Raw genomic sequence first — 19,783 nt, 5'->3', positions numbered from 1 at the left:
AGGTCCTGACACTTTCTCCGGGACCCCGTACTAGAGTGCCGCGCCAGAGGAGCAAGGCGTCATGGAAGCATACAAGGTGCTGGTGGTGGACGACGAGCCGCAGGTGGCACACGCCTTGAGGCGGCTGCTGCGGCGCGAGGGTTTCGACGTCCAGCTCGCGTTCAACGGAGAGGAGGCCCTGGAGCGGCTCAAGGGCTTCAGTCCGGACATCGTCCTGACGGACTTCCGGATGCCGGGGATGACGGGCAGCGAGCTGCTGCAACGAATCAAGCGCAGCCATCCGCTCGCGCTGCGGCTCATCATCTCGGGCTACGCCGACTTCAAGTCGGTGGTGGCCTCGGTGAACGAAGGCGAAATCTGTCGGTTCATCAGCAAGCCCTGGGACGACGCGGAGCTGGTGACGTACCTGTCAGGCCTTCTGCGCCATCGCGAGACGCTCGCCCAGCTCTACGCTCCGTTCCGCTCAGCGCACCAGGGGGTCAGCGCCGAGGTGAGCCCGACGGACGCGGCGCTCGTGCTGAAGGTGCAGGTGGCGGACCCTTCGTTCCCGGCGGAGCAGGCCGTGTCCATCATCGAGCGCTTCGCGGGCCTGCTGGCGGATGACAGCCTGAAGGTCGTCGGGGGCCTGCTGGAGCGCTTCGGCGGACGGCTGTCCTTCGTCGCGGAGGTGGGCGGTCCCCAGCGCCTGCGGCTGGAGCTGCCGATGCGGGCGGAGCCGACGCCCGTCGTCCGACGGGGGCTCGGAGAGGCATGACCCCGACTCCGTCCGCGGAGCCCATCGACAACGAAATCGACGCGGACTGGGTGAACAGCCGGCTCAAGCGGTTCACCCTCCTGGCGTGCCTCCTCATCCATGGCCTGCTCGTCTCCAGCCTCTGGGGACAGTGGGGCACCATCCTCATGGTGACGGCGGGCTTCGCGGCGGTGACGACGGCCAACCAGGTCCTCGCACGCAACTTCTTCTCGCGCCACACCCGCGTCGTGGAGGCCGGGCGCTTCACGATGAACATGCTGGCCACCGTCTTCTACGGCATGGCGAGCGACTGGGCCCTGCCCGTGTGGCTGTACCTGCCGCTCAACGCGCTGTGGGTGGACTACTTCGCGGACTCGGGCGCGCGACTCCGGCTGGGGTTGCTGCTGGTGCTGGTGGCGGGAGCTGCGCTCTGGGACGGGTGCCCGCCGCTGCTCCCCGCCTGCTTCGTGCTGCTGTCCGTGCTCACGTACCTCATCTCCGAGGGCCGGGTCTTCCTCACGCACCATGCCCTGCGGGGACTGGCGCACCAGCACGAGAAGCTGGCCCAGGCGCACGCGCAGTTGGAGGTGGCCCACCGCCGCGCGCGCGAGCAGGAGCGGCTGTCCAGCCTGGGCATGCTGGCGGCGGGCGTGGCGCACGAAATCAACAACCCCATGAGCTACGTGAAGAGCAACGTGAACGCGCTGATCATGGACCTGCGCGCCCTGCAGCCACTGCCCCCGGAGCTGCGGGAGTACGTGGACGACGTGCTGCCCGCCACCGCGGACGGCATCCGCCGCGTCGTCGCCATCGTCTCGGACCTGCGGCGCTTCGCGCGCGGGGACCCGGGGGCGCTGGAGGAGTACGACCTCAACGAGGAGATCGCCGTCGCGCTGCGCATCACCCGCACCCAGGTGCAGTCGCGCTGCGAGGTGGAGGTGACGCTGGCGGACCTGCCGCGCTTGCTGGGGCGCCCCGGACAGCTCGCGCAGGTGGTGGTGAACCTGCTCATGAACGCGGCGCAGGCCATGCCCGACGGTGGCCGCATCCAACTGTCCACGCGCATGGAGGCGGACGAGGCGGTGCTGTGCGTGCGCGACTCGGGCATCGGCATGACGCCCGAGGTGCAGGCCAGGCTCTTCCAGCCCTTCTTCACCACCAAGCCCGCGGGCGAGGGCACGGGCATGGGGCTCGCCGTGGTGCACGGCATCATCACCTCGCACCAGGGCCGCATCCACGTGGAGAGCGCTCCCCGGAATGGCACCTGCTTCACCGTCCGCCTGCCTCGAGTTCCTCCTCTGGGTCTGCGTCTGCCCGACCTCTCCGATGGGCCCCTGACGCCCCCCTCGACGAAGCCCCGTCCGGACGCGGCCTGAAGCGCCCCGCCGGAGAATCGAGTCCGCCGCATGTCCCCGTCCTCGCCGCCCACGTTCGTCAGCCGCTTCGAGCCCCACCACGTGGAGGACCCGTACCCGCTCTACGCCCGGCTGCGCCAGGAGGCGCCCGTCCACTTCAGCGAGGAGATGCACCTGTGGGTGGTCTCCCGGCATGAGGACGTGAAGGCGGTGGTGCTCAACCCGGAGGACTTCCTCTCCGCCAACGCCTTCAAGAACCCCGTGCCGCCCGCGCCCGAGGTGCTCGCAGCGCTCACGGAGGGCTATCCCCAGGTTCCGGCGCTGGTGGACGACGACCCGCCCAACCACACGCGCATGCGCGTCATCGTCACCAAGGCCCTGGCCCCGCATCGCCTGAGCGCGATGGAGCCCCGGATTCGCGCCATCGCCACGGAGCTCCTGGATGGCTTTGCTCGCGACGGCCGCGCGGACCTGGTGGAGAAGCTCGGCTATCCGCTCCCCGCGCGCGTCATCGGCGCCATCCTCGGCCTGCCGGATTCGGATTTGGAGCGGCTGAAGCGGTGGACGGAGGACCTGTCGCTCCTGTCCGCGGGCAACGCGCCCGTGGCCCGTCAGGTGGAGTGCGCGCGCGGGCTCGTCTCCATCCAGAAGTACCTGGAGGGCCACATCGCCGAGCGGCGGCTCGCACCGAGGGACGACCTCATCAGCGCGCTCATCGAGGCTCGCCACGAGGACACCCCGCCCCTGAGCGACGTGGAGCTCATCAGCCTGCTGGCCATGTTGCACTTCGCCGGCCACGAGACGACGGCGAACCTGCTGGGCAACCTGCTCGCGTGGGTGCTGAAGGAGCCGGAGCGGCTGCGCGAGCTGAGTGAGGAACCCTCCCGCATCCCCCGCGCGATTGAAGAGACGCTGCGGCTGGACGCCCCTGTGCAAGCAATGATGCGCACCACGCGGCGCGCGGTGAAGGTGGGCGACGTGGAGGTGCCCCAGGGCGCGCGAGTGCTCGTCCTCTACGCCTCCGCCAACCGCGACGGCGCCGCGTTCCACGCGCCCGAGCGGGGCGACCCCTTGCGCTCGGACCTGGGCAAGCACCTGGGCTTCGGCCTGGGCATCCACTACTGCATCGGCGCGCCCCTGGCCCGCATGGAGGTGCGCGTGGCCATGGAGCAATTGCTGAAGCGGTTGCCCGGCCTGCGACTGGCACCGGGCAACGCCATCACCTACGTGCCCAACTTCCTGCACCGGGGCCCCCGACAATTGCGCGTCGAGTGGGACCCAGCCTGACGACGCGGCGCGAAGTGACGCGCCAGACTCAGCGCTTCAACGCGGCGTCGATGTGGCCGGCGAAGACGTCCAGCGGCTGGGCGCCCATCACCCCGGTGCCGTTGATGAAGAAGGTGGGCGTGCCGGCGATGCCCCGGCGCTGCGCCTCCACGAAGTCCGCCTCCACGTAGTTGTTCCACGCCTTCGTGTCGAGCGCCTTGCGGAAGCGCTCCAGGTCCAGCCCCAGCGCCTTCGCGTACTTCTCCAGCGAGGCCCGGTCCAACGAGCGCTGGTTCTCGAAGAGCACGTCGTGCATCTCCCAGAACTTCCCCTGCTCGTGCGCCGCCATGGACGCGGCGGCCGCCACCTTCGCGTCCGCATGGGTCGGCAGGGGCATGTGCCGGAAGACGATGCGAATCTTGTCGCCGTACCGCTCGCGCAGGCCCGCGATGACGGACGCGCCCCGCGCACAGAAGGGGCACTCGAAGTCGGACCACACCTCCACCGTCACCGACGCGCTCCTCGGCCCCAGCGACGGAGCGTCCGCGCGCGGCGTGGCGGCGATGAGGGTGTTGTCGACAGAGCCCGGCTTCGACTTGGGGCACTTGCCGTCACACGACGGGGAAGGCTCGTGGGCGAAGGCGGGAGTGAACGAAGACAACAGGACGGCGGCCGCCATGATGGCGGAGACCCGGGACTTCATGGGAGGACCTCGCTTGGGTGTGGATGGGGACGCCGGGCCTCCTGCTCGGGGACCGGGCGTCGCGGGGCTCGTCGCCCTCGCGAACCAGAGTGACAGCAGCGCCGCGCGAGTTTCAGCGGCGTGTTATTTCCCGCGCACCATGTCCACCGAGCGCCTCTATTTCGACGACCCGTTCCTCCACCACTTCACCGCGCGCGTCGTCGCCCACGGCACGTGGAATGGCGCGACCTCCGTGGTGCTGGACCGCACGGCCTTCTATCCGGAGGCGGGTGGACAGATGGCCGACCACGGCGTGCTCGGAGGTCTGGCCGTGCGCGACGTGCAGGTGGATGACGACGGCACGGTGCATCACCTGCTGGACGTCTCGGGGACAAGCCCGCTGCCCGCACCCGGCATGGAGCTGGCGGGCGTGGTGGAGGCGGAGCGCCGGCGCGCGCACATGTCGCTGCACACCGGCCAGCACATGCTGTCGCGCGCGCTGCTGGATATCGCGGGCGCGGCCACCGTGTCCTCGCGACTGGGCGCCACGTGCACCATCGACACGGACCAGGACACCCTGGACGAGCAGCGGGTCGCCGAGGCCGAGGCGCACGTCAACGCCATCATCGACGCCGACCTCCCCATCCGCGCCTTCTTCCCCACGCCCGAGGAGCTCGCCGCGCTGCCCCTGCGCCGCGCCCCCAAGGTGACGGACAACATCCGCGTCATCCAGGTGGGCGACTTCGACGTGTCCCCCTGCGGCGGCACCCACTGCACTCGCACCGGACAGGTGGGCATGGTGCGGGTGCTGGGCGTGGAGCGCTACAAGGGCAAGGGCCGCGTCCTCTTCTCCGCGGGCCCGCGCGCGCGGCGCGAGCTGTGGGACGAGGCGGGCACGCTGCGCGCCATGGGGCGGGCCTTCACCTGCGGCCCCTCGGAAGTGCCCACCGTGGTGGAGAAGCTGCGCCGGGAGCTGACCGAGGCCCGCGAGGCCCTGGGCGCCGCCCGCGCGCGCCTGGCCGAGCACACCGCCGTGGAGCTCGCCGCCCGGTTGGACGCCTCCGCCGACAAACACGTCGTCGCCGTACTGGATGGCGCCGGCCCCGAGCAACTGCGCGCCGTGGCCACCCGCCTCACCTCCCGACCCGACGCGGTGGTGTTCCTCGCGGGCCGCGCACCCGACGGCCTCTGCGTGCTCATCTCCCGGGGGGCCACCTCCACCTTCGGCTGCGGCGCCTTCCTGAAACGGGCCGCCGAGGCCGCTGGGGGACGGGGCGGCGGACGGCCCGAACACGCCGAAGGCCGCCTCCCTCCCGGGACGGACTGGCCCGCAATCGTCGCCTCCCTGCGAGGTTGACCCAGGGGGGGGCATACCCGCACCCACCCGCAACGCGCCGCGTCACGAGTTCCCGACCGAAGGGATTTTCCCCGCCACGTTCAAACGAGCGGAGGGGGCGCTCCACCGGTGGAACGACATGAGAAGATGGGTGTAGGGGTTCGCGCCACGATGGACGACGGGCAGCACCGCCAGTTCGATGCTTTTGCACGCTCGCGACGGCCGGGACTGCTGCGTCTTGCGCGACGACTGTGCTCCGGGGGTGGAATCGACCCGGAGGACCTGGTGCAGGAAACACTCGAGCGCGCCTACCGGAACTTCGACCGGTTGGTGGCGGAGAACCCGGGCGCGGTGAGCGTGTGGCTGAGCACCACGCTGAGCAACCGCTTCCTGGACCACTGCCGGCGCAGACGCACGGAGGTGTTGGGGGCACCGTCGTTGCGCGTGGTGCAGGACCAGGAGGTGACCGGGGAGCCGGTGCCGCTGGAGCAATGGGAGCAGGTCACTCGGGATGACTTCCAGCGCGCCATCGAGCAGCTCCGGCCACCGCAATTGAGGGAGGCGTACCGGCTGCACGTGGCCGGACTTCGATATCGGGCCATCGCGCGGCAGTTGGATGCGCCCGAAGGAACAGTGGGGCGGTGGCTCAGCGAGGCGCGGCAGGCTCTGCGAGGGCTGCTGGCCCCCGGCGCCGCCTCGAGTGAGGGCAGGGCCAGACCATGAATGAGCTGTGCGACACACTGGAGACCTTCATCGACGGCGAGCTGGCGCCGGTGGACGCGGAGAACTTCCGCCACCACCTGACCCGCTGCCACGCGTGTGAGGCGCGGATGAAGGAGCTGCTCGCCCTGGAGCTCATCGCGGACGACGCACTGCACGCCTCCGGTGACACGCTCGCCTTCGTGCGTCCCCCGTCCCTGCTGAAGCGGCGAAGGACCTGGATGATGGTGGTGCCGCTGGCGCTGGCCGCGGGCCTGGCGGCGTGGGTGCTCGTGACGCGGCCGGCTTCGTCGACGGACTCTTCCGAGCTGTGGCTGGGGCAGACGCCCGGGCGCACGTTGGAGGCCCGGTTGACCCATCCGGGCGCGGACCGGCACCGCCCCTACGAGGTGATGCGCAGTGGCGGCGACAAGCCCCGCGCGCTGTCGCTGCGGGAGCTGGCGAAGCTGGAGGAGGCCGGAGACGAGCGAGGCATCGCCTCCGCGTACCTGCTGCGCGGAGACCCGGCCCAGGCCGGCGCCTTCCTGGACAAGCTGGACGCATCGCCGGACCTGGACTCGGACCGCGCCGCGCTGGCGCTTCAGCGAGGCGCCCCCGAGGAAGCCCTGGCGCTGGCGGACCGCGCGCTGAAGCAGCGGCCCGAACATGCGCAGGCCTTGTGGAACCGGGGACTGGCGCTCAAGGCCCTGGGCCTGTCGCTGCAAGCCGCGGAGGCCTTCGACCGGGTGGCGGGGCTTAAAGAACCGGGCTGGAGCGATGAGGCCACGCAACGCGCCACGGAGCTGCGGCGTCAGGAAGAAGAACAGCGCAAGGGCTGGAAGGGCGCCAAGCAGCGCTGCGATGACATGGTGCTCGGAGGTGGTGTGCTCTCGCCGGCGGAGGTGGAGCGCTACCCGGGCCTGTCCCGCCTGTGCTTCTACGATGCCCTGCGCACCGCCACCCTCGCCGAGCGCGTGGAGTCCCTCCGTCCACTCGCCGTCCAGTTGGACCGCGTCGACGGCGGCACGCATCTGGAGGACGCCCTGCGCCGCGCCGCGCGGGTGGACTTCGAGGCGCGCGCGCCCCTGGCGAAGGAATACGTCCGCCTCACTCGAGGCGAACTGGCGCCGGCGTCGAGGGACACGCTGATTGCGAAGCTGCGCGAGGCGCGACAGGACGACATCCTGCTGGGCGCATTGCTCTTCGTGTCGGACCCGCGTCAGCACGAGGAGGAGTACCGCGCGCTCGCGCTGGCCACGAAGGACCCCTGGTTCGCCCTGCTGGCCGAGGAGCGTCAGGCAAAGGCGGACCTCCAGCGAGGACAAGCGCCGCGGGCCCTGACGCGATTGACCGTGGCCCTGCGAACCTGCGACTCCGAGCAGCGCTTCAGCTATCGCTGCCTCGAGCTCCTGCGGAATCTGTCCCTGGTGGAGCGGCAGCTCCACCGCCCCGTGGAGGCGCGGACGCGCGGACTCGCGGCGCTCGCACGCGCGCGCGGTGGCCGGGAGTGGTCCAAGGAGTTCCGGCTCATCCAGGAGCTGGGACAGGTGGCCATCTTCCATGGGGACCTGTCGTTGGCCCGCGCGTACATGGAGGAAGCCATCCTGCGCACGCCGGAGCGCTGCGAGGACCATGAGCTGCCCTACGCGAACCTCGCGCTCGCGTACTACCGCACCTTCGACTTCGCGGGCGCCCGGGAGCAGTTGGACCGCGCGGCGAAGTGCGGCCGTCCTCCGTCCCTGGCGCGGGCCTTCGTCATCGCGGACCTGGCGCATACCCACGCCCGAAGCGACATGGACGCGGACCTCCTCACGCGCGGACTGGCGGCGATTCGCACGACGCCCGCGTCGCTGGAGGCCGCGGGGGATGGCCCCATGCTGCGCCACATCGAAGGGCGCTTCTTCGTCGAGCAGGACCGGCGCCGGGGACAGGCCCTGCTGCGTCAGGCCATCACCGAGGCGGCGCCGCTGCTCGCCTCGGATGTGACCGCGCGCAAGGCGCGAGTCTACAGCTACACGTCGCTCATCCTGGACGCGGCCCACCACGGAGAGCTGGAGAAGGCGCTCGCCCTCTTCGCCGAGGAGCGCTCGCTGGCGCTGCCCGAGCGCTGCGCGCTGGGTGTCACGGTGGATGACGAGCGCACGGCCCTGGTGGCCCGGGATGCATCCGGACGGCTCCTCGGTCACTACGACGCGGATCGCCGCCAGCGCCTGGAAGGCGTCGAGGGCCTGGTGCCCGCGAAGCTCGTGGACGCGCTGCGGGACTGTCCCAGCGTGGACGTGCTGGCGCGCCCGCCCGTCCTGGGCAAGCCCGGGTTGCTGCCGCCGGACCTCGCCTGGACGTACCGCGTGGCCCCGCCGCCCCCGGCGTCCTCGCCACATGCCCAGCGCCGGCTCGTCGTGGCCGACGTGAATGCGCCCGCGGAGCTGCGCCTGCCATCGCTGCGCGCCTGGAGTCCTCCGGCTGCGGAGGACAGCTCGCTGTCGACCCTGAAGGGGGCCTCGGCCACGCCGACCCAGGTGCTCCTGGCGATGCACGAGGCCACCGAGGTGCAGATTCACGCCCACGGCGTCGTCGACCCGCATGTCGCCGACGGTTCCCTGCTCGTGCTCTCTCCCGAGGAGCAGGGCGGGCGCTATGCGCTGACGGCCGCCGACGTCCAGGGGCAGCGGCTCCTGGGGCGGCCCGTGGTGCTGCTCGCGGCCTGCCATGCCGCGCACAGCACGACCTACTTCCACGAAACGTTTGGGTTGCCCGTGGCGTTCGTGGAGGCCGGCGCGCGAGCGGTGCTCGCCGCCACCCAGGAGATTCCCGACACCGAGGCGTCCGCCTTCTTCGAGCCGGTGCTGGAGCGCATTCGCGCGGGAATCCCCGCAGCCCTCGTCCTGCGTGATGCACGCCAGGACTGGCTTCGCAGTCGGGGGAGTGCCTGGGTCCGCCAGGTGCTCCTCTTCGAATAGTCGTCTCCTTTCGACCCCGAGCTCCAAGTCATCATGAAGAAAAGCCTCCTGTTGGTCCCCCTGCTGCTGAGCGTCGCGGCGTGCCGCCACGTCGAAACGGTTCCTTCGACCCAGCAGATTCAGCGCAGCGCGCCCGAAGGGGCGCTCGTCCGCGTCATCCTGCGGGACAGGACGAATCCCGACCGCGCCACCCTCTTCACCGTCGACGTGAGCCGCAACGAAATCGTCAGCCAGACGAACCGCGTGCCCGCCTCTTCCCGAAGCGCGCTGGACGCGCCCGCGTCCGAGGAAGGCGCCCCCACGTCGTCGATGCAGCAGGCCCCGCCCCCCGCGCCGAAGAATGTCGGCACCGTCGAGGTGCTCACCGACTGCAAGCCCAAGGACGAGAAGGAGGGCTGTCTGAACCTGGCGGACCTGAACGACGGTGACCCGGGTGGCGTGTCGGGCGGCGGCGGCGACCCCACGGGCCACCAGAGCCTCAAGGAGAAGGTGCTGCGACTGGCCGGCCTGGCCTTCTGGTCCACGCGGCATGTCGGCATTCCCACCGTGACGTCGGTGCCGCGCGTCGACGGGCCCGCCCAGCGCTAGTCCCGAGCACGTGGGCACCAGGAGGCTCCGGCACCGCGAGGAAGCGGCGCCGGGGCCTTCGTCGTTTCAGGGGCGCTTGCCGCCCGCGTCCACGGTGGGCGACAACCCGGCGAGCGTCTCCACGTAGGACGTGGCCACTCGCAGGAAGCGCGCGCCCCGGACACCGGTGAGGTACTGGCGCTTCATCGCGCGAGTGGCGCCCACGTAGAACATGGCGCGGCGGATGCGTTCGTTCTCCCGGGCGTTGCGCTCCCGGGCGCCAGCCATCCAGTTCTCCACGGTGTCCAGCGCGTCCAGGCCCGCGAAGAAGACGATGGGGCACTCGTGCCCCTTGCAGGAGAACACGGTGGTGGCGCGCACGTGGTCCACGCCACTCACCCGGAAGTCCGTCACGTCGCGGCCACCCTTGCCGCCGTAGGCATGCGCGGGCACTCCCGCGCGGTTGAGGGCCTCCGTGTATTGCGACGGCATCACGGGCGCGACGACGAGGATGTCTCCGGGATGGACCCCCTCGTCGCGAATGAGGCGTGCCACCTCCTTCGCCACCTGCCGGGCCTCGCTGGCGCCGGAGGCGAAGCCGCGCACCTGGGGCAGCACGCCGCCGCGCTCGGTGGACTGCACGCGGTACAGGCCCTCCAGCGTCTCCTCGGGCAGCCACAGGAGCCCCTCGCGGGCCAGCTCTCCCGCCTTCATGTACTCGCGCATGCCGGGGTCGCTGGTGGCGTGCTGGCGCAGCGGGTCCAGCACCACGTTGAAGGCGACGTCGAGGATGTCGCGGGTGGCGCGGAAGGTCTCCTTGAGGACGCGAGTGCGGCCCCGGAACGACAGCCCCTCCGGGAGCTGCTCCTTGAGGGAGTCGATGGGCACCTGTCCGTAGACGTTCTGCGAGTCATCCATGAACAACTGGAGACAGCGCACCTCTCGTCCGTCCGCCAGCGTGTGCGGGAGCACCAGCGCGTGGAGCATGGCCAGCGCACGAGCATCCATGTCCTGCGCCTCGTCCACGAAGACGCCGTCGAAGGACGCGGGCTCCACGCGGCGCAGCGCCCCCACGTGCTTCACCATCACCCGGGCTCGCAGCTCGCGTGCGCGCACCCGGCCGGCGCGCTGGATGATTGCCTCCATCAGCAGCTTGTCCACCAGGGGCGCGAGCGCGCGGTTGAAGAAGGACACGAGCACCCGCGTGTCCTCGTGCTCCAGCAGGTAGCGCGCCACCCAATGGGCCAGGACAAAGGTCTTGCCGCTGCCGGCCACGCCGCGCACCAGGTGGTGGCCGTCGTCGAAGCGCCGCTCGAAGAGGGACACCTGCTCTTGAGTGAAGAGGGGCCGCGTGGGGCGAGAGCCCTCGATTTCACCGCCCAGGGTGGCCGGTGCGCTGGGTGGAGGTGGGGGTGGAGGTTGCTGGGGCTGCTGCGGCATGGGCAGCGGCTCCAGGCGAAGCGGCGTGCCGGGGTGGACCTTCAGGCGCGGCAGCAGCGACAGGAAGCGCTGGGGGATGGTGGCGCCCCGGGCCTCGTCGCGAGAGGCGAGCACCAGCAGGTAATCGCGCGCGCGACTGGCGGCCACGTTGAGCATGGGCACCAGCGTGTGCGGAGGAAAGGGACGGCCTCCGGCCACGGTGTCCACCAGCACGACGTCGTACTGGGTGCCCTGCTGGCGGTGGATGGTGGACGCGCTGAAGGCGTCACCGCGAAACCCGGCGGACGTGCCCAGCCTGCGCAGGAGCGCGGCCTGGGCGCGGTAGGGCGTGACACACAGGACGCTGAGGCCCGCGCGCACGGCCTCACGGGCAAGCGACACGGCCAGCTCTGCGGACAGCTCTCGCTGGTAGCCGGAGCCTGTCTCGCCCCGGCCATGGGTGAGGCGCTTCGGATCTCGACTGAGGCCGTCGAGCACCACCCAGCCGGCGCGCGTGGCGGCGAACGCGGGCACGGGCGGGGCCTTCTGCGCGCGGGCCTTGACGATGTCACCGTCCTCCAGCGCGCCGCCGTAGCAGAAGTGGCTCACGACGCGGGCAATGTCCGGGTGCATGCGGTGCTGGGTGCGCAGCAGCAGGACGTCCGCCCGCGCGGCGTCCTTCACCGCGTCCTCCAGGTGGGACAGGCCGCTGGCGCGCAGCCACTTCTGGGTGCCGCGTCCGGCGCCCTCGGCGGCGCGAGACACGGGGCCAATCTGCTTGGGGTCTCCGGCGAGCGTCACGCGCTCGGCCAGCGGCGCCATCAGCGCGGTGGCGGCGCGAGTCACCATGCCGGCCTCGTCGACCACGAGTCGCGCGAAGGTGCTCTTGCCTTCCAGCTCCGACACCAGACGCAGGGCGCGGTGCACGGTGAGGACCATGAGCGGGCAGTCGCCCTTCTCCGCTTCCTTGAGCGTGGGGTCCTTCATCTTCCCGCGCAGGCCGCGCAGCTCCGCCTGGAGTTTGGCGAGTTCGTGCGCGGGGCCACCTCGGACACGTTGGAGGTACAGCTCGCGCTCGCGCTCCTCGATGCTCGCGCGCAGCTTGCCGCCCTTGGTGTCCTCGAGCGTGACGGTGGGAAGCTTCGCCAGCGCGTCACTGGCGCCGGTGCCACCCCGGAAGATGCTGCGGGCCAGGGGGCGCAGGGGGATGGGCTCGCGTTCCAGGAGCGCGCTGACCCTCAGCACCAGTTCGTCGGCGGCGCGGTTGGTGGGCGCGACGGCGAGGATGCGTTCACCGGGGAAGGAGCGCAGGGCGCGGGCGATGAGGTCCGCGATGGCCGTCGTCTTGCCGGTACCGGGAGGGCCCCAGATGCAGCCCCAGGGCTGGGCCCACAGGCGGTCGGCGGGCATGAACTCCGCGTGCTGGGGGCGAACCTCCGCGGCGGGCTCTTCGCCGCTGGCGCGACGCAGGGCCTGGGTGAGCGCGGGCTGTCGCTCCTCGTAGGCCGAGGCGGCCGTGCAAAGCGCCTCCGCGAAGTCATAGGGCCGGTAGCACCAGCGCTCGGCGGAGAGGGCGCGGCGGTCCACGTCATCGCCGTGCTCGGGAGCGGCGAAGACTCGGCCGGACTCGAAGTCGAGGTGGACGACGTCGCCGCCGAAGACGCACTCCTCGCCCAGGAAGCCGAGCAGGGAGCCACCGGACCAGTCCGGGTCGGCGGCGGGCACGGGGACCAGGGAGATGACACCCGGCCCCTGGAGGCTGACCTGACGGACATCTTGCAGCAGCTTCGCGCGGTACTGGCTGCGCTCGGAGAGGAGCGCGTCGCTCAGGTCATCGGGGAGATAGGCGGGAGGGCGCCACGCCTCGCGGCGTTTTCCGGTCGCCACGGCGGCCTGCATGGCCTCGCGCTCGGACGTGGTGACGTCGGTGGGCGCGGCCACATCGCGGGCGGGCGGCTCATCGGGTGTCGAGGACTCGGCGAGAGGCGCGGCGGGCTTCGGGCTCCGGCCTTTCGAGCGGGAAAGGGCCAGCAACGGATTGGGCGACCGGGGGATGTCCTCCGTCGGGTCCAGGACGGAGGCGGGAGTCGAGGATACGTCGTCGGTCGGGTCCGCGTGTGGGAGCTGTCGCGTAGACGCACTGGAACGCGAGGACGGTGGCGGGACGGGAGCATCGTCGTACTCGACGTGAAGCTCTCGGACGGAGTCTCCCTCTTGCGGCGCGGGGCGCCCTTCGGAGACTTCGTTGTGCGTCCGGTGCGTCATGGCGGCGGGCCCGAGCCCTTCGGCCAGGCCGGGTACGGGCGCGCGAAGGTAGGGGACAGGTGGATCCCCGTCAACGCATCCACGCCCCCACATCCCTGGCGTCAGTCGAGGAAGCGCCGCCACCAGCGACGGACTTCCTCCTCGGAGTACGCCGGTTCGGAGTCATACCCGCTCCAGACCGTTGCATGCCTCGGATGGAACTCCTCCAGACAGGGCTCCAGGACCCGCGCCAGCTCACGGTAGGCAGGGAGGTTGTCACCAAGAGAGAGGTCTCCGGCTTCGGGCCACGCACCGAGCGTCACCACGGCAGAACCCGAAGTGCCCACGTCTTGAACGGTGGTCCCCGGTGAATGGAGTCGGGCTCGCAAGCTCGCCTGGCCTCCCAGGGACTCGAGCAGCGAGGGGCCCAAGAAGTTCAGCCAGTGGACGCCATCGACCCGGTCGCCCAAGTGCCAGTGAGTCAGGACTCCTGGCACATCCACTCCGGGGTAGCGGGCGAGTTCCTCCTTCAGTCGAGGAAGGGCGTGCCAGCTGGCCGTATGGAGAGCCAGCGCAAGCCCCGCATGGCCGGAGGAGAGCGGCAATCCAGCGGCCATCTCCATGGCCAGTTCTCGCACGTGCCCGGGGCCATGGGCCTCGACGTACTCGGTGGGAAGCGTGGCCCTCAGGAGACTGGCGCCTGTCCTGGAAGGCTCTCGAGAGGGAAGGCGCGCCTGATACCAGAACAGATACCCGTTGTCGTCAGACTGGTCTCCGCCAGTCAGGAGCACAGAGCGGTCTGTCTGTGTCTTGGACATCTGCCGGTAAAACGGATCGGTCTCGGGGACGTCTTCGAAAAACCACCTCGAAGGGCTCGGACGTAGCGAGGCCCGAACGATTTCCCATTCCTCGGAATTGAGGCGAATGGATTCACCATCCTCCCATGACTGGGTCAGTCCTGCGGGGCCCTCCCCCACGGCTCGCCGATAGACTCCGAGAGCATGTTCGATACCAGCAGCGAGTTCCTGATGGTCATGTGGCATGTAATACACGATGCGCAGCACATCCCGAACCACCAGTCGCTCGCCATCAGGACGGTTGGCGAAACGGCGGATGCGCGGGAAGCGCTCACTCTGGGCTGACATGGCTGACCCCAAGTTGAGGTGTGACGATCGACGGAGAGCAAGGCCGCCCTAGATCCTTGTACTTGCTCAATTGATCCAGTGTGCCGTCGTTCGCAAGGGGATTGCTCTTGCTGGCAGTCGTGCATGGAAACTTGAAGTCGTAGACGCACTGGACCCGGTTGGGGTCTTTAGAGAAGTGGACCACGATGTCTGGCTTGAGCGACTTCGCCCAAACCTGGGTGAGGACATACCGTCCCGTCTCCGGGTCTAGCCGATAGCGCGGCTCCACGGAGATATTGTCGGGGAAGAGCCGCACCAGCTCTCGCCTCACGCACGCAAAAGCCACCTCGTGCTTCAGTATTCCCAAATCCATGCGGCGCCTGACCTTATTGCCCTTTCCATCGTATCGGACCACGCGTTCACACTCCGCATCATCGGGCCGCTTCCCAAGCCCGTATTCGCGTTCATTGACCTCTCGGTCCGCCTCCTTCGCACACTGGACCAGGAGTTGTTCCACGCGCGCCAGCTCGGCGGACTCCAGCACTCGAAACGCTGCACCGACAGCCCGAGCCACCCCCACCACACGCGGGAGCGTGGGCATGATGGCCTCACTCCCACGTTGCGTGTAGCAGGCGGGGTTCTTCCCACAAGCGTTCGTGGCTGAATCCACGGTCTGCTCGTAACGAGCGGGAGTCCCCGGACTCGACCCACCCGGCGCCGTCGTCGCACATGACACCGGCAGCAGAAACCCCAGGACCCACCACCTCACCACCGCCAGGAAGCCCATCCGCTTTGACGGCATAATCATGAATTACAGGATACTGCCTCCAGGGCCCCTCAGTCCGGCCAGTCACCCACGGGCCAGGAAGGCGAGGTGGGCACGAGGCCCTGCTGGGTGTACACCCCCGCTCCGCCCTGTTTGCTTCGTGGCTCAGGGGGTGTTTAGGAGAGACGCCCCCGAAGCAGCCCGCCCCACCGCTATGGCCCTTCCGACTCGCTACGCCCATCCCTTCCTGCCCATCACCCGTGCCGACATGCAGGCACGTGGCTGGGAGCAGTGCGACATCATCATCGTGACGGGAGACGCGTACGTGGACCACCCGGCCTTCGGCCCGGTGCTCATCGCCCGCTTCCTGGAGGGCCGAGGCTTCAAGGTGGGCATCATCCCCCAGCCTGACTGGCACTCGGCCGAGCCCTTCAAGGCGCTGGGGCCTCCGCGCATGTTCTTCGGGGTCGCCGCCGGCAACCTCGACTCCATGCTCAACCGGCTCACGGCGCAGAAGAAGAACCGCTCCGAGGACCAGTACAGCCCCGGCGGCCGCACCAACTGCCGGCCTGACCGCGCCACCATCGTCTACGCCCAGCGCTGCCGCGAGGCCTACCCCGACGTCCCCATCGTCCTCGGCGGCATCGAGGCCAGCCTCCGCCGCATCGCCCACTTCGACTACTGGAGCGAGAAGGTCCGCCGCTCCATCCTCTTCGACGCCAAGGCCGACCTGCTCGTCTTCGGCATGGGCGAGCGCCCCATCATGGAAGTCGCCGACCGCATGAGGAACGGCGAGCGCATCGAGGACATCCGCGACGTGCGCGGCACCGCGTACCTCATCAGCGACGAGCAGATGCGCGTCCACGAGGCCGACCCGGCCAAACGCGCCGCGGACCGCAAGACGGTCGTCCTGCCGCCCTACGAGTCCGTCGTCACCGACAAGCAGGCCTTCGCGGTGATGAGCCGCGACTTCCAGATGGAGACCAACCCGGGCAACGCGCGCCCCCTCGCGCAGCGCCACGGCAACCGCGCCATCTTCATGAACGCGCCCGCGCTCCCGCTGGAGGACGGCGTGGGCAACCCCGCCACCGGTGAGAAGACCGTGGCGATGGACGAGCTGTACGACCTGCCCTTCAACCGCGTCCCCCACCCCCTCTACAAGAACGAGGGCATCCCCGCGTACGAGACGGTGAAGCACTCCATCGTCCTCATGCGCGGCTGCTTCGGCGGCTGCACCTTCTGCTCGATTACCGAACACGAAGGCCGCGTCATCCAGAGCCGCTCCGCGGAGAGCGTGCTGCGCGAGGTCCGCGCGCTGCGACGCATGGGCGACTTCCGAGGCACCATCACCGACCTCGGCGGCCCCACCGCCAACATGTACAAGCTTAAGTGCAAGAGCGAGGACATCGAGAAGCGCTGCCGCAAGCTGTCCTGTGTCCATCCGGGCGTGTGCGAGAACCTCCAGACGGACCACGGCCCGCTCATCAGCCTGATGAAGGACGTGCGCGAGGAGGAAGGCGTCAAGCATGTCTTCATCGCCAGCGGCGTCCGCTACGACCTGGCCGAGCGCTCGCCGGAGTACGTGAAGGAGCTGGCGGCGCACCACGTGGGCGGACAGCTCTCCGTCGCGCCCGAGCACGTCTCGCCGCGCGTCCTGGAGAAGATGAAGAAGCCCGGCATCGAGAGCTTCGAGCGCTTCCAGGCCATGTTCGCCTGCGCCAGCGAAGAGGCCGGCAAGGAGCAGTACGACATCCCCTACTTCATCAGCGGCCACCCCGGCTCCACGCTGGAAGACATGGTGGACCTGGCGCTGTGGCTGAAGAAGAACGGGAAGCGGCCGCGTCAGGTGCAGGACTTCATCCCCACCCCCATGGCCATGGCCACCGCCATGTACTTCACCGGCATCGACCCGCTGAAGATGGAGCCCGTCTACACGGCCCAGGGTCTGCGCGAGAAGCGGCTGCAGAAGGCGCTCCTGCTCTACTGGAACCCGGAGCACTGGCCGCTGGCGCGCGAGGCGCTGAGGCAGGCAGGCCGCTCGGACCTCATCGGCCGAGGCCCGCAGGCGCTCGTCCCTCCGGAGACGCCCGCCGAGGCCGCTCGACGTCAGCGCACCGAGGCACGCGACGCCGACGACGCACCGCGCGACACGCAGGCCCCCGCCGCGCAGCCTCGTTCCGGGGGGGCCCGGGGCCCGGGACGCCAGGGCTCACGACCGCGCTGAGGAAAGTGACAGGGATTGCGCGGGGCTTTGAATAAACCGCGCGGCGTTGCGTCGGGGGGCCACATGCTCCCCTTCCTCGCCCTGCTGCTGCTGGCCTCCGCGCCGCCCACGCCCCGCGTCGAGCTGCCACCGCCACCTCCACCACCTCAGCCCACCCCTGAATGCATCAGCTCCCAGGGGCGCACGGTGTGCGGCTTTCAATGCAAGACGAGCGTCTCCGACATCGACTGCGCCCAGACTCCCTACGGGACGTGCGAGGTCACCAATGGAGGCGTCTACTGTTGGGACCCGCCACGGGTGGCCATCCAGCACCCACCCCTCACTTCCGTGAGCCCCGAGTGCAAGTCCATCCGGGGCAAGGTGGCCTGCGGCTTCAACTGCCGCCTGTTCAACGGCGAGGTGGCCTGCAACGACACGCCCTACGGTGTCTGCAGCACCCACTTCGGGAAGCTCGTCTGCTGGGACCCGCCGGAGAGCGTCATCCACGAGTACGCCGCCGAGACGCCCAGGCCCCGTTGCGTCAATGCGTCGGAGGCCGTGGCCTGCGGCTTCGATTGCAAGGCCACCCGCACGGAGGTGCGCTGCGCCAGCACGCCTCGGGGCGTGTGCAGGCTGGTCGACCAGAAGTTCACCTGCTTCGACCCGCCGTCGCTCCTGCACTGCGACCACAGCCAGCCGCCACGACCCGCACGCGCCCGCGCGCGCTGAAGCCCGTCACTCCACTGTGCTGGAAACGACCCTTTGTGACGAGGGGAAGTATCCTTCTGGGTCGCCGGTTCGTCTGACGGGGATGACAATCCAGGAACCCAGCAATCGTCGCCTTTTTGTCTCCATGATCGTCTCGCTCGACGGGTTCATCGCGGACCCCGACGGGCGGCTCGATTGGTTCGAGGACGGCAATCCTCAGTTCGAGCAGTACTGCGAAGAGATGATCGACTCGGTCGGTCTGGCGCTGTACGGACGGCGCTCGTACGAGGAGATGCTGGCCTACTGGCCGAACGCGGAGCTCAACCCCCGTTCTCCCCAGGACCTCGTATTCGCCCGCAAGATGAACGCGCTGCCGAAGGTCGTTCTGTCGCGGACGCTCGAGCATGCCGCATGGAACAACACCCGCATCATCAAGGAGCGCATCGCCGAGGAAATCACCGAGCTGAAGCGTCAACCCGGCAAGCCGATTGTGGCGTGGGCCGGCGCGGGGCTCGTCTCGACCCTCACCCGGCTTCGACTCGTCGATGAGTATCGGCTCATCATCCATCCGGTGCTCCTCGGGCGAGGCACACCGCTCTTCAAGGACATCGAAGCCCGACAGAAGCTGAAGCTGGTCCGAACGACCCAGCTCGGTCAGGGCCTGGTGGTCCTCTGCTATGAACCGATGACACCGTGAGCAAGTCGCCCCCCGAAATCAACGCGCTGAGCGACGAGGTGAAGTCGTCCTGGCATCGGTTCCTCGACGTCTTCGAGCCGATGCGTCCCGAGCTCTTTCGCTACTGCCGCCACCTCACACGCAGCCCGTGGGACGCGGAGGACCTGGTTCAGGACACCCTCGCGAGAGCGTTCGTGACGCTCGGGACGGTGTTCATGGCGCTTCCAAATCCACGCGCGTGGATCTTCCGGGTGGCCTCGAACCTCTGGGTGGACCGCATGCGGCGCATGCGCCTCGAGCTCACCTTCGAGGCGCCCGTGGATTCAGCGACGGAGCCGGACCCTCGGGCACCACGCGAGGCCGCTGGCTCCTTGCTGGTGCGGCTGTCTCCCCAGGAGCGGGCCGCGGTGGTCCTCAAGGATGTGTTCGACTTCTCGCTCCAGGAAATCGCGGACGCACTCTCGACGACGGTGGGCGCGGTGAAGTCCGCGCTCCATCGGGGGCGGGGCCTGTTGGCGGTGCCCGAGGAGCCCATGACTCGAGCACCCGCGCCCGCGGTGCTGGACGCGTTCTGTGCGGCGTTCAATGCCCGGAACCTGGAGCGACTGACCGACCTCCTGCTCGACAGCGCCAGCGTGGAAATCGTCGGCGTCGTCACCGAGTACGGCCAGGACGCACCGAAGAATCCGGACACCGGGTCTTTCGCCGGAACGCTCGCGCCCATCACCTTCGACGAGCGGGGAGGCGTCCCCCCCCATCTGCTCGAAGGGTACCTGTCGACCAGCCCTCGCTGCGAAGTCCGCGCGTATCGCGGCTCGCCCATTCTGGTCTTCTGGTACGAGCACGAAGAGGGCCCCCTGGTTCGCACCGTGATGGCCGTGGAGACGGACGGCGAGCGCATCGTCCGGGTGCGCAACTACTTCTTCACCCCGGATGTCATCGCCGAGCTGTGCATGGAGCTGGGCGTGCCCTACCGGGTCAACGGCTATCGCTACTGGGTGGATGGCCGGTAGGAGCCGAGGAAGGTCCGTCCAGAGGGGGAAGG

15 protein-coding genes are annotated in these 19,783 nt (G+C 69.6%); 11 read left to right on the top strand and 4 right to left on the bottom strand.

From position 1 onward, the window contains the following. Positions 1-61 precede the first annotated feature (61 nt). Genes HUA74_RS02185 through HUA74_RS02175 form a run of 3 tightly spaced genes read left to right on the top strand, consistent with a single transcriptional unit; the run spans position 62 to position 3,375 of the window. A complete protein-coding gene (locus HUA74_RS02185) occupies positions 62-754 on the top strand; it encodes a response regulator (protein ID WP_141645062.1) in 693 nt (230 codons plus the stop codon). After that, positions 751-2,109: a sensor histidine kinase gene (locus HUA74_RS02180; protein ID WP_174453212.1), complete on the top strand. Its 1,359-nt coding sequence runs from the start codon at positions 751-753 to the stop codon at positions 2,107-2,109. The genes HUA74_RS02185 and HUA74_RS02180 overlap by 4 nt, the downstream gene beginning before the upstream one ends. Positions 2,110-2,139: 30 nt before the next feature. Next, the gene (locus tag HUA74_RS02175; protein ID WP_174453211.1) at positions 2,140-3,375 is read left to right on the top strand and encodes a cytochrome P450; all 1,236 of its coding nucleotides are present in this window, start codon (positions 2,140-2,142) and stop codon (positions 3,373-3,375) included. A 28-nt stretch (positions 3,376-3,403) separates the two neighbouring features. Here the strand turns inward: HUA74_RS02175 and HUA74_RS02170 are convergent, their stop codons facing one another. Further along, positions 3,404-4,057, bottom strand: a complete 654-nt coding sequence (locus HUA74_RS02170) for a DsbA family protein (RefSeq protein ID WP_174453210.1) — start codon at positions 4,055-4,057, stop codon at positions 3,404-3,406. On the opposite strand from HUA74_RS02170, the gene HUA74_RS02165 reads away from it, so the two are divergent. From HUA74_RS02165 to HUA74_RS02150, 4 genes are all read left to right on the top strand, one after another. Further along, positions 4,056-5,393 carry an alanyl-tRNA editing protein gene (locus HUA74_RS02165; RefSeq protein ID WP_254624865.1) on the top strand — a complete coding sequence of 446 codons (1,338 nt, stop codon included), beginning with the start codon at positions 4,056-4,058 and terminating at the stop codon, positions 5,391-5,393. The two genes, HUA74_RS02170 and HUA74_RS02165, sit on opposite strands and share 2 nt — an antisense overlap. 126 nt (positions 5,394-5,519) lie before the next feature. Further along, positions 5,520-6,095 carry an RNA polymerase sigma factor gene (locus HUA74_RS02160; protein WP_141645082.1) on the top strand — a complete coding sequence of 192 codons (576 nt, stop codon included), beginning with the start codon at positions 5,520-5,522 and terminating at the stop codon, positions 6,093-6,095. Then, the gene (locus HUA74_RS02155; RefSeq protein ID WP_174453209.1) at positions 6,092-9,031 is read left to right on the top strand and encodes a CHAT domain-containing protein; all 2,940 of its coding nucleotides are present in this window, start codon (positions 6,092-6,094) and stop codon (positions 9,029-9,031) included. Before HUA74_RS02160 ends, HUA74_RS02155 begins: the two co-directional genes overlap by 4 nt. A gap of 33 nt (positions 9,032-9,064) precedes the next feature. After that, entirely contained in the window at positions 9,065-9,619 is a 555-nt protein-coding gene (locus tag HUA74_RS02150; RefSeq protein WP_174453208.1) for a hypothetical protein, read from the top strand. 66 nt (positions 9,620-9,685) lie between these two features. On the opposite strand, the gene HUA74_RS02145 is transcribed toward HUA74_RS02150, so the two are convergent. The 3 genes from HUA74_RS02145 to HUA74_RS02135 form a co-directional block, all read right to left on the bottom strand. After that, the gene (locus HUA74_RS02145; protein WP_174453207.1) at positions 9,686-13,282 is read right to left on the bottom strand and encodes an AAA family ATPase; all 3,597 of its coding nucleotides are present in this window, start codon (positions 13,280-13,282) and stop codon (positions 9,686-9,688) included. Between the two features lie 101 nt (positions 13,283-13,383). After that, a complete protein-coding gene (locus HUA74_RS02140; RefSeq protein ID WP_217442018.1) occupies positions 13,384-14,325 on the bottom strand; it encodes a type VI immunity family protein in 942 nt (313 codons plus the stop codon). Between the two features lie 64 nt (positions 14,326-14,389). After that, a complete protein-coding gene (locus tag HUA74_RS02135) occupies positions 14,390-14,986 on the bottom strand; it encodes a hypothetical protein (RefSeq protein ID WP_174453206.1) in 597 nt (198 codons plus the stop codon). 379 nt (positions 14,987-15,365) lie between these two features. Between HUA74_RS02135 and HUA74_RS02130 the strand changes: the two genes are divergently transcribed. From HUA74_RS02130 to HUA74_RS02115, 4 genes are all read left to right on the top strand, one after another. After that, complete coding sequence (locus HUA74_RS02130) at positions 15,366-17,375, top strand: YgiQ family radical SAM protein (RefSeq protein ID WP_174453205.1); 2,010 nt, start codon at positions 15,366-15,368, stop codon at positions 17,373-17,375. A 63-nt stretch (positions 17,376-17,438) separates the two neighbouring features. Further along, the gene (locus tag HUA74_RS02125) at positions 17,439-18,083 is read left to right on the top strand and encodes a hypothetical protein (protein ID WP_174453204.1); all 645 of its coding nucleotides are present in this window, start codon (positions 17,439-17,441) and stop codon (positions 18,081-18,083) included. Positions 18,084-18,207: 124 nt separating this feature from the next. Then, on the top strand, positions 18,208-18,759 hold the full coding sequence (locus HUA74_RS02120; RefSeq protein WP_246137396.1) for a dihydrofolate reductase family protein: 552 nt from the start codon (positions 18,208-18,210) through the stop codon (positions 18,757-18,759). Next, entirely contained in the window at positions 18,756-19,751 is a 996-nt protein-coding gene (locus HUA74_RS02115) for an RNA polymerase sigma factor (protein WP_371745480.1), read from the top strand. The genes HUA74_RS02120 and HUA74_RS02115 overlap by 4 nt, the downstream gene beginning before the upstream one ends. Positions 19,752-19,783: the final 32 nt, after the last annotated feature.

It is taken from the genome of Myxococcus sp. CA051A (assembly GCF_013336705.1).
In the GTDB taxonomy this organism is placed as follows: Bacteria; Myxococcota; Myxococcia; order Myxococcales; family Myxococcaceae; genus Myxococcus; species Myxococcus llanfairpwllgwyngyllgogerychwyrndrobwllllantysiliogogogochensis.
This window is presented reverse-complemented; position numbering and strand designations above follow the sequence as displayed.

Bases quoted from the DNA above. Each gene is read 5' to 3' on its own strand.
- HUA74_RS02145 (WP_174453207.1), bottom strand. From the start codon at position 13,282: ATGACGCACCGGACGCACAACGAAGTCTCCGAAGGGCGCCCCGCGCCG.
- HUA74_RS02155 (WP_174453209.1), top strand. From the start codon at position 6,092: ATGAATGAGCTGTGCGACACACTGGAGACCTTCATCGACGGCGAGCTG.
- HUA74_RS02150 (WP_174453208.1), top strand. From the start codon at position 9,065: ATGAAGAAAAGCCTCCTGTTGGTCCCCCTGCTGCTGAGCGTCGCGGCG.
- HUA74_RS02180 (WP_174453212.1), top strand. From the start codon at position 751: ATGACCCCGACTCCGTCCGCGGAGCCCATCGACAACGAAATCGACGCG.
- HUA74_RS02170 (WP_174453210.1), bottom strand. From the start codon at position 4,057: ATGAAGTCCCGGGTCTCCGCCATCATGGCGGCCGCCGTCCTGTTGTCT.
- HUA74_RS02125 (WP_174453204.1), top strand. From the start codon at position 17,439: ATGCTCCCCTTCCTCGCCCTGCTGCTGCTGGCCTCCGCGCCGCCCACG.
- HUA74_RS02175 (WP_174453211.1), top strand. From the start codon at position 2,140: ATGTCCCCGTCCTCGCCGCCCACGTTCGTCAGCCGCTTCGAGCCCCAC.
- HUA74_RS02185 (WP_141645062.1), top strand. From the start codon at position 62: ATGGAAGCATACAAGGTGCTGGTGGTGGACGACGAGCCGCAGGTGGCA.
- HUA74_RS02130 (WP_174453205.1), top strand. From the start codon at position 15,366: ATGGCCCTTCCGACTCGCTACGCCCATCCCTTCCTGCCCATCACCCGT.
- HUA74_RS02120 (WP_246137396.1), top strand. From the start codon at position 18,208: ATGATCGTCTCGCTCGACGGGTTCATCGCGGACCCCGACGGGCGGCTC.
- HUA74_RS02135 (WP_174453206.1), bottom strand. From the start codon at position 14,986: ATGCCCACGCTCCCGCGTGTGGTGGGGGTGGCTCGGGCTGTCGGTGCA.
- HUA74_RS02160 (WP_141645082.1), top strand. From the start codon at position 5,520: ATGGGTGTAGGGGTTCGCGCCACGATGGACGACGGGCAGCACCGCCAG.
- HUA74_RS02165 (WP_254624865.1), top strand. From the start codon at position 4,056: ATGGGAGGACCTCGCTTGGGTGTGGATGGGGACGCCGGGCCTCCTGCT.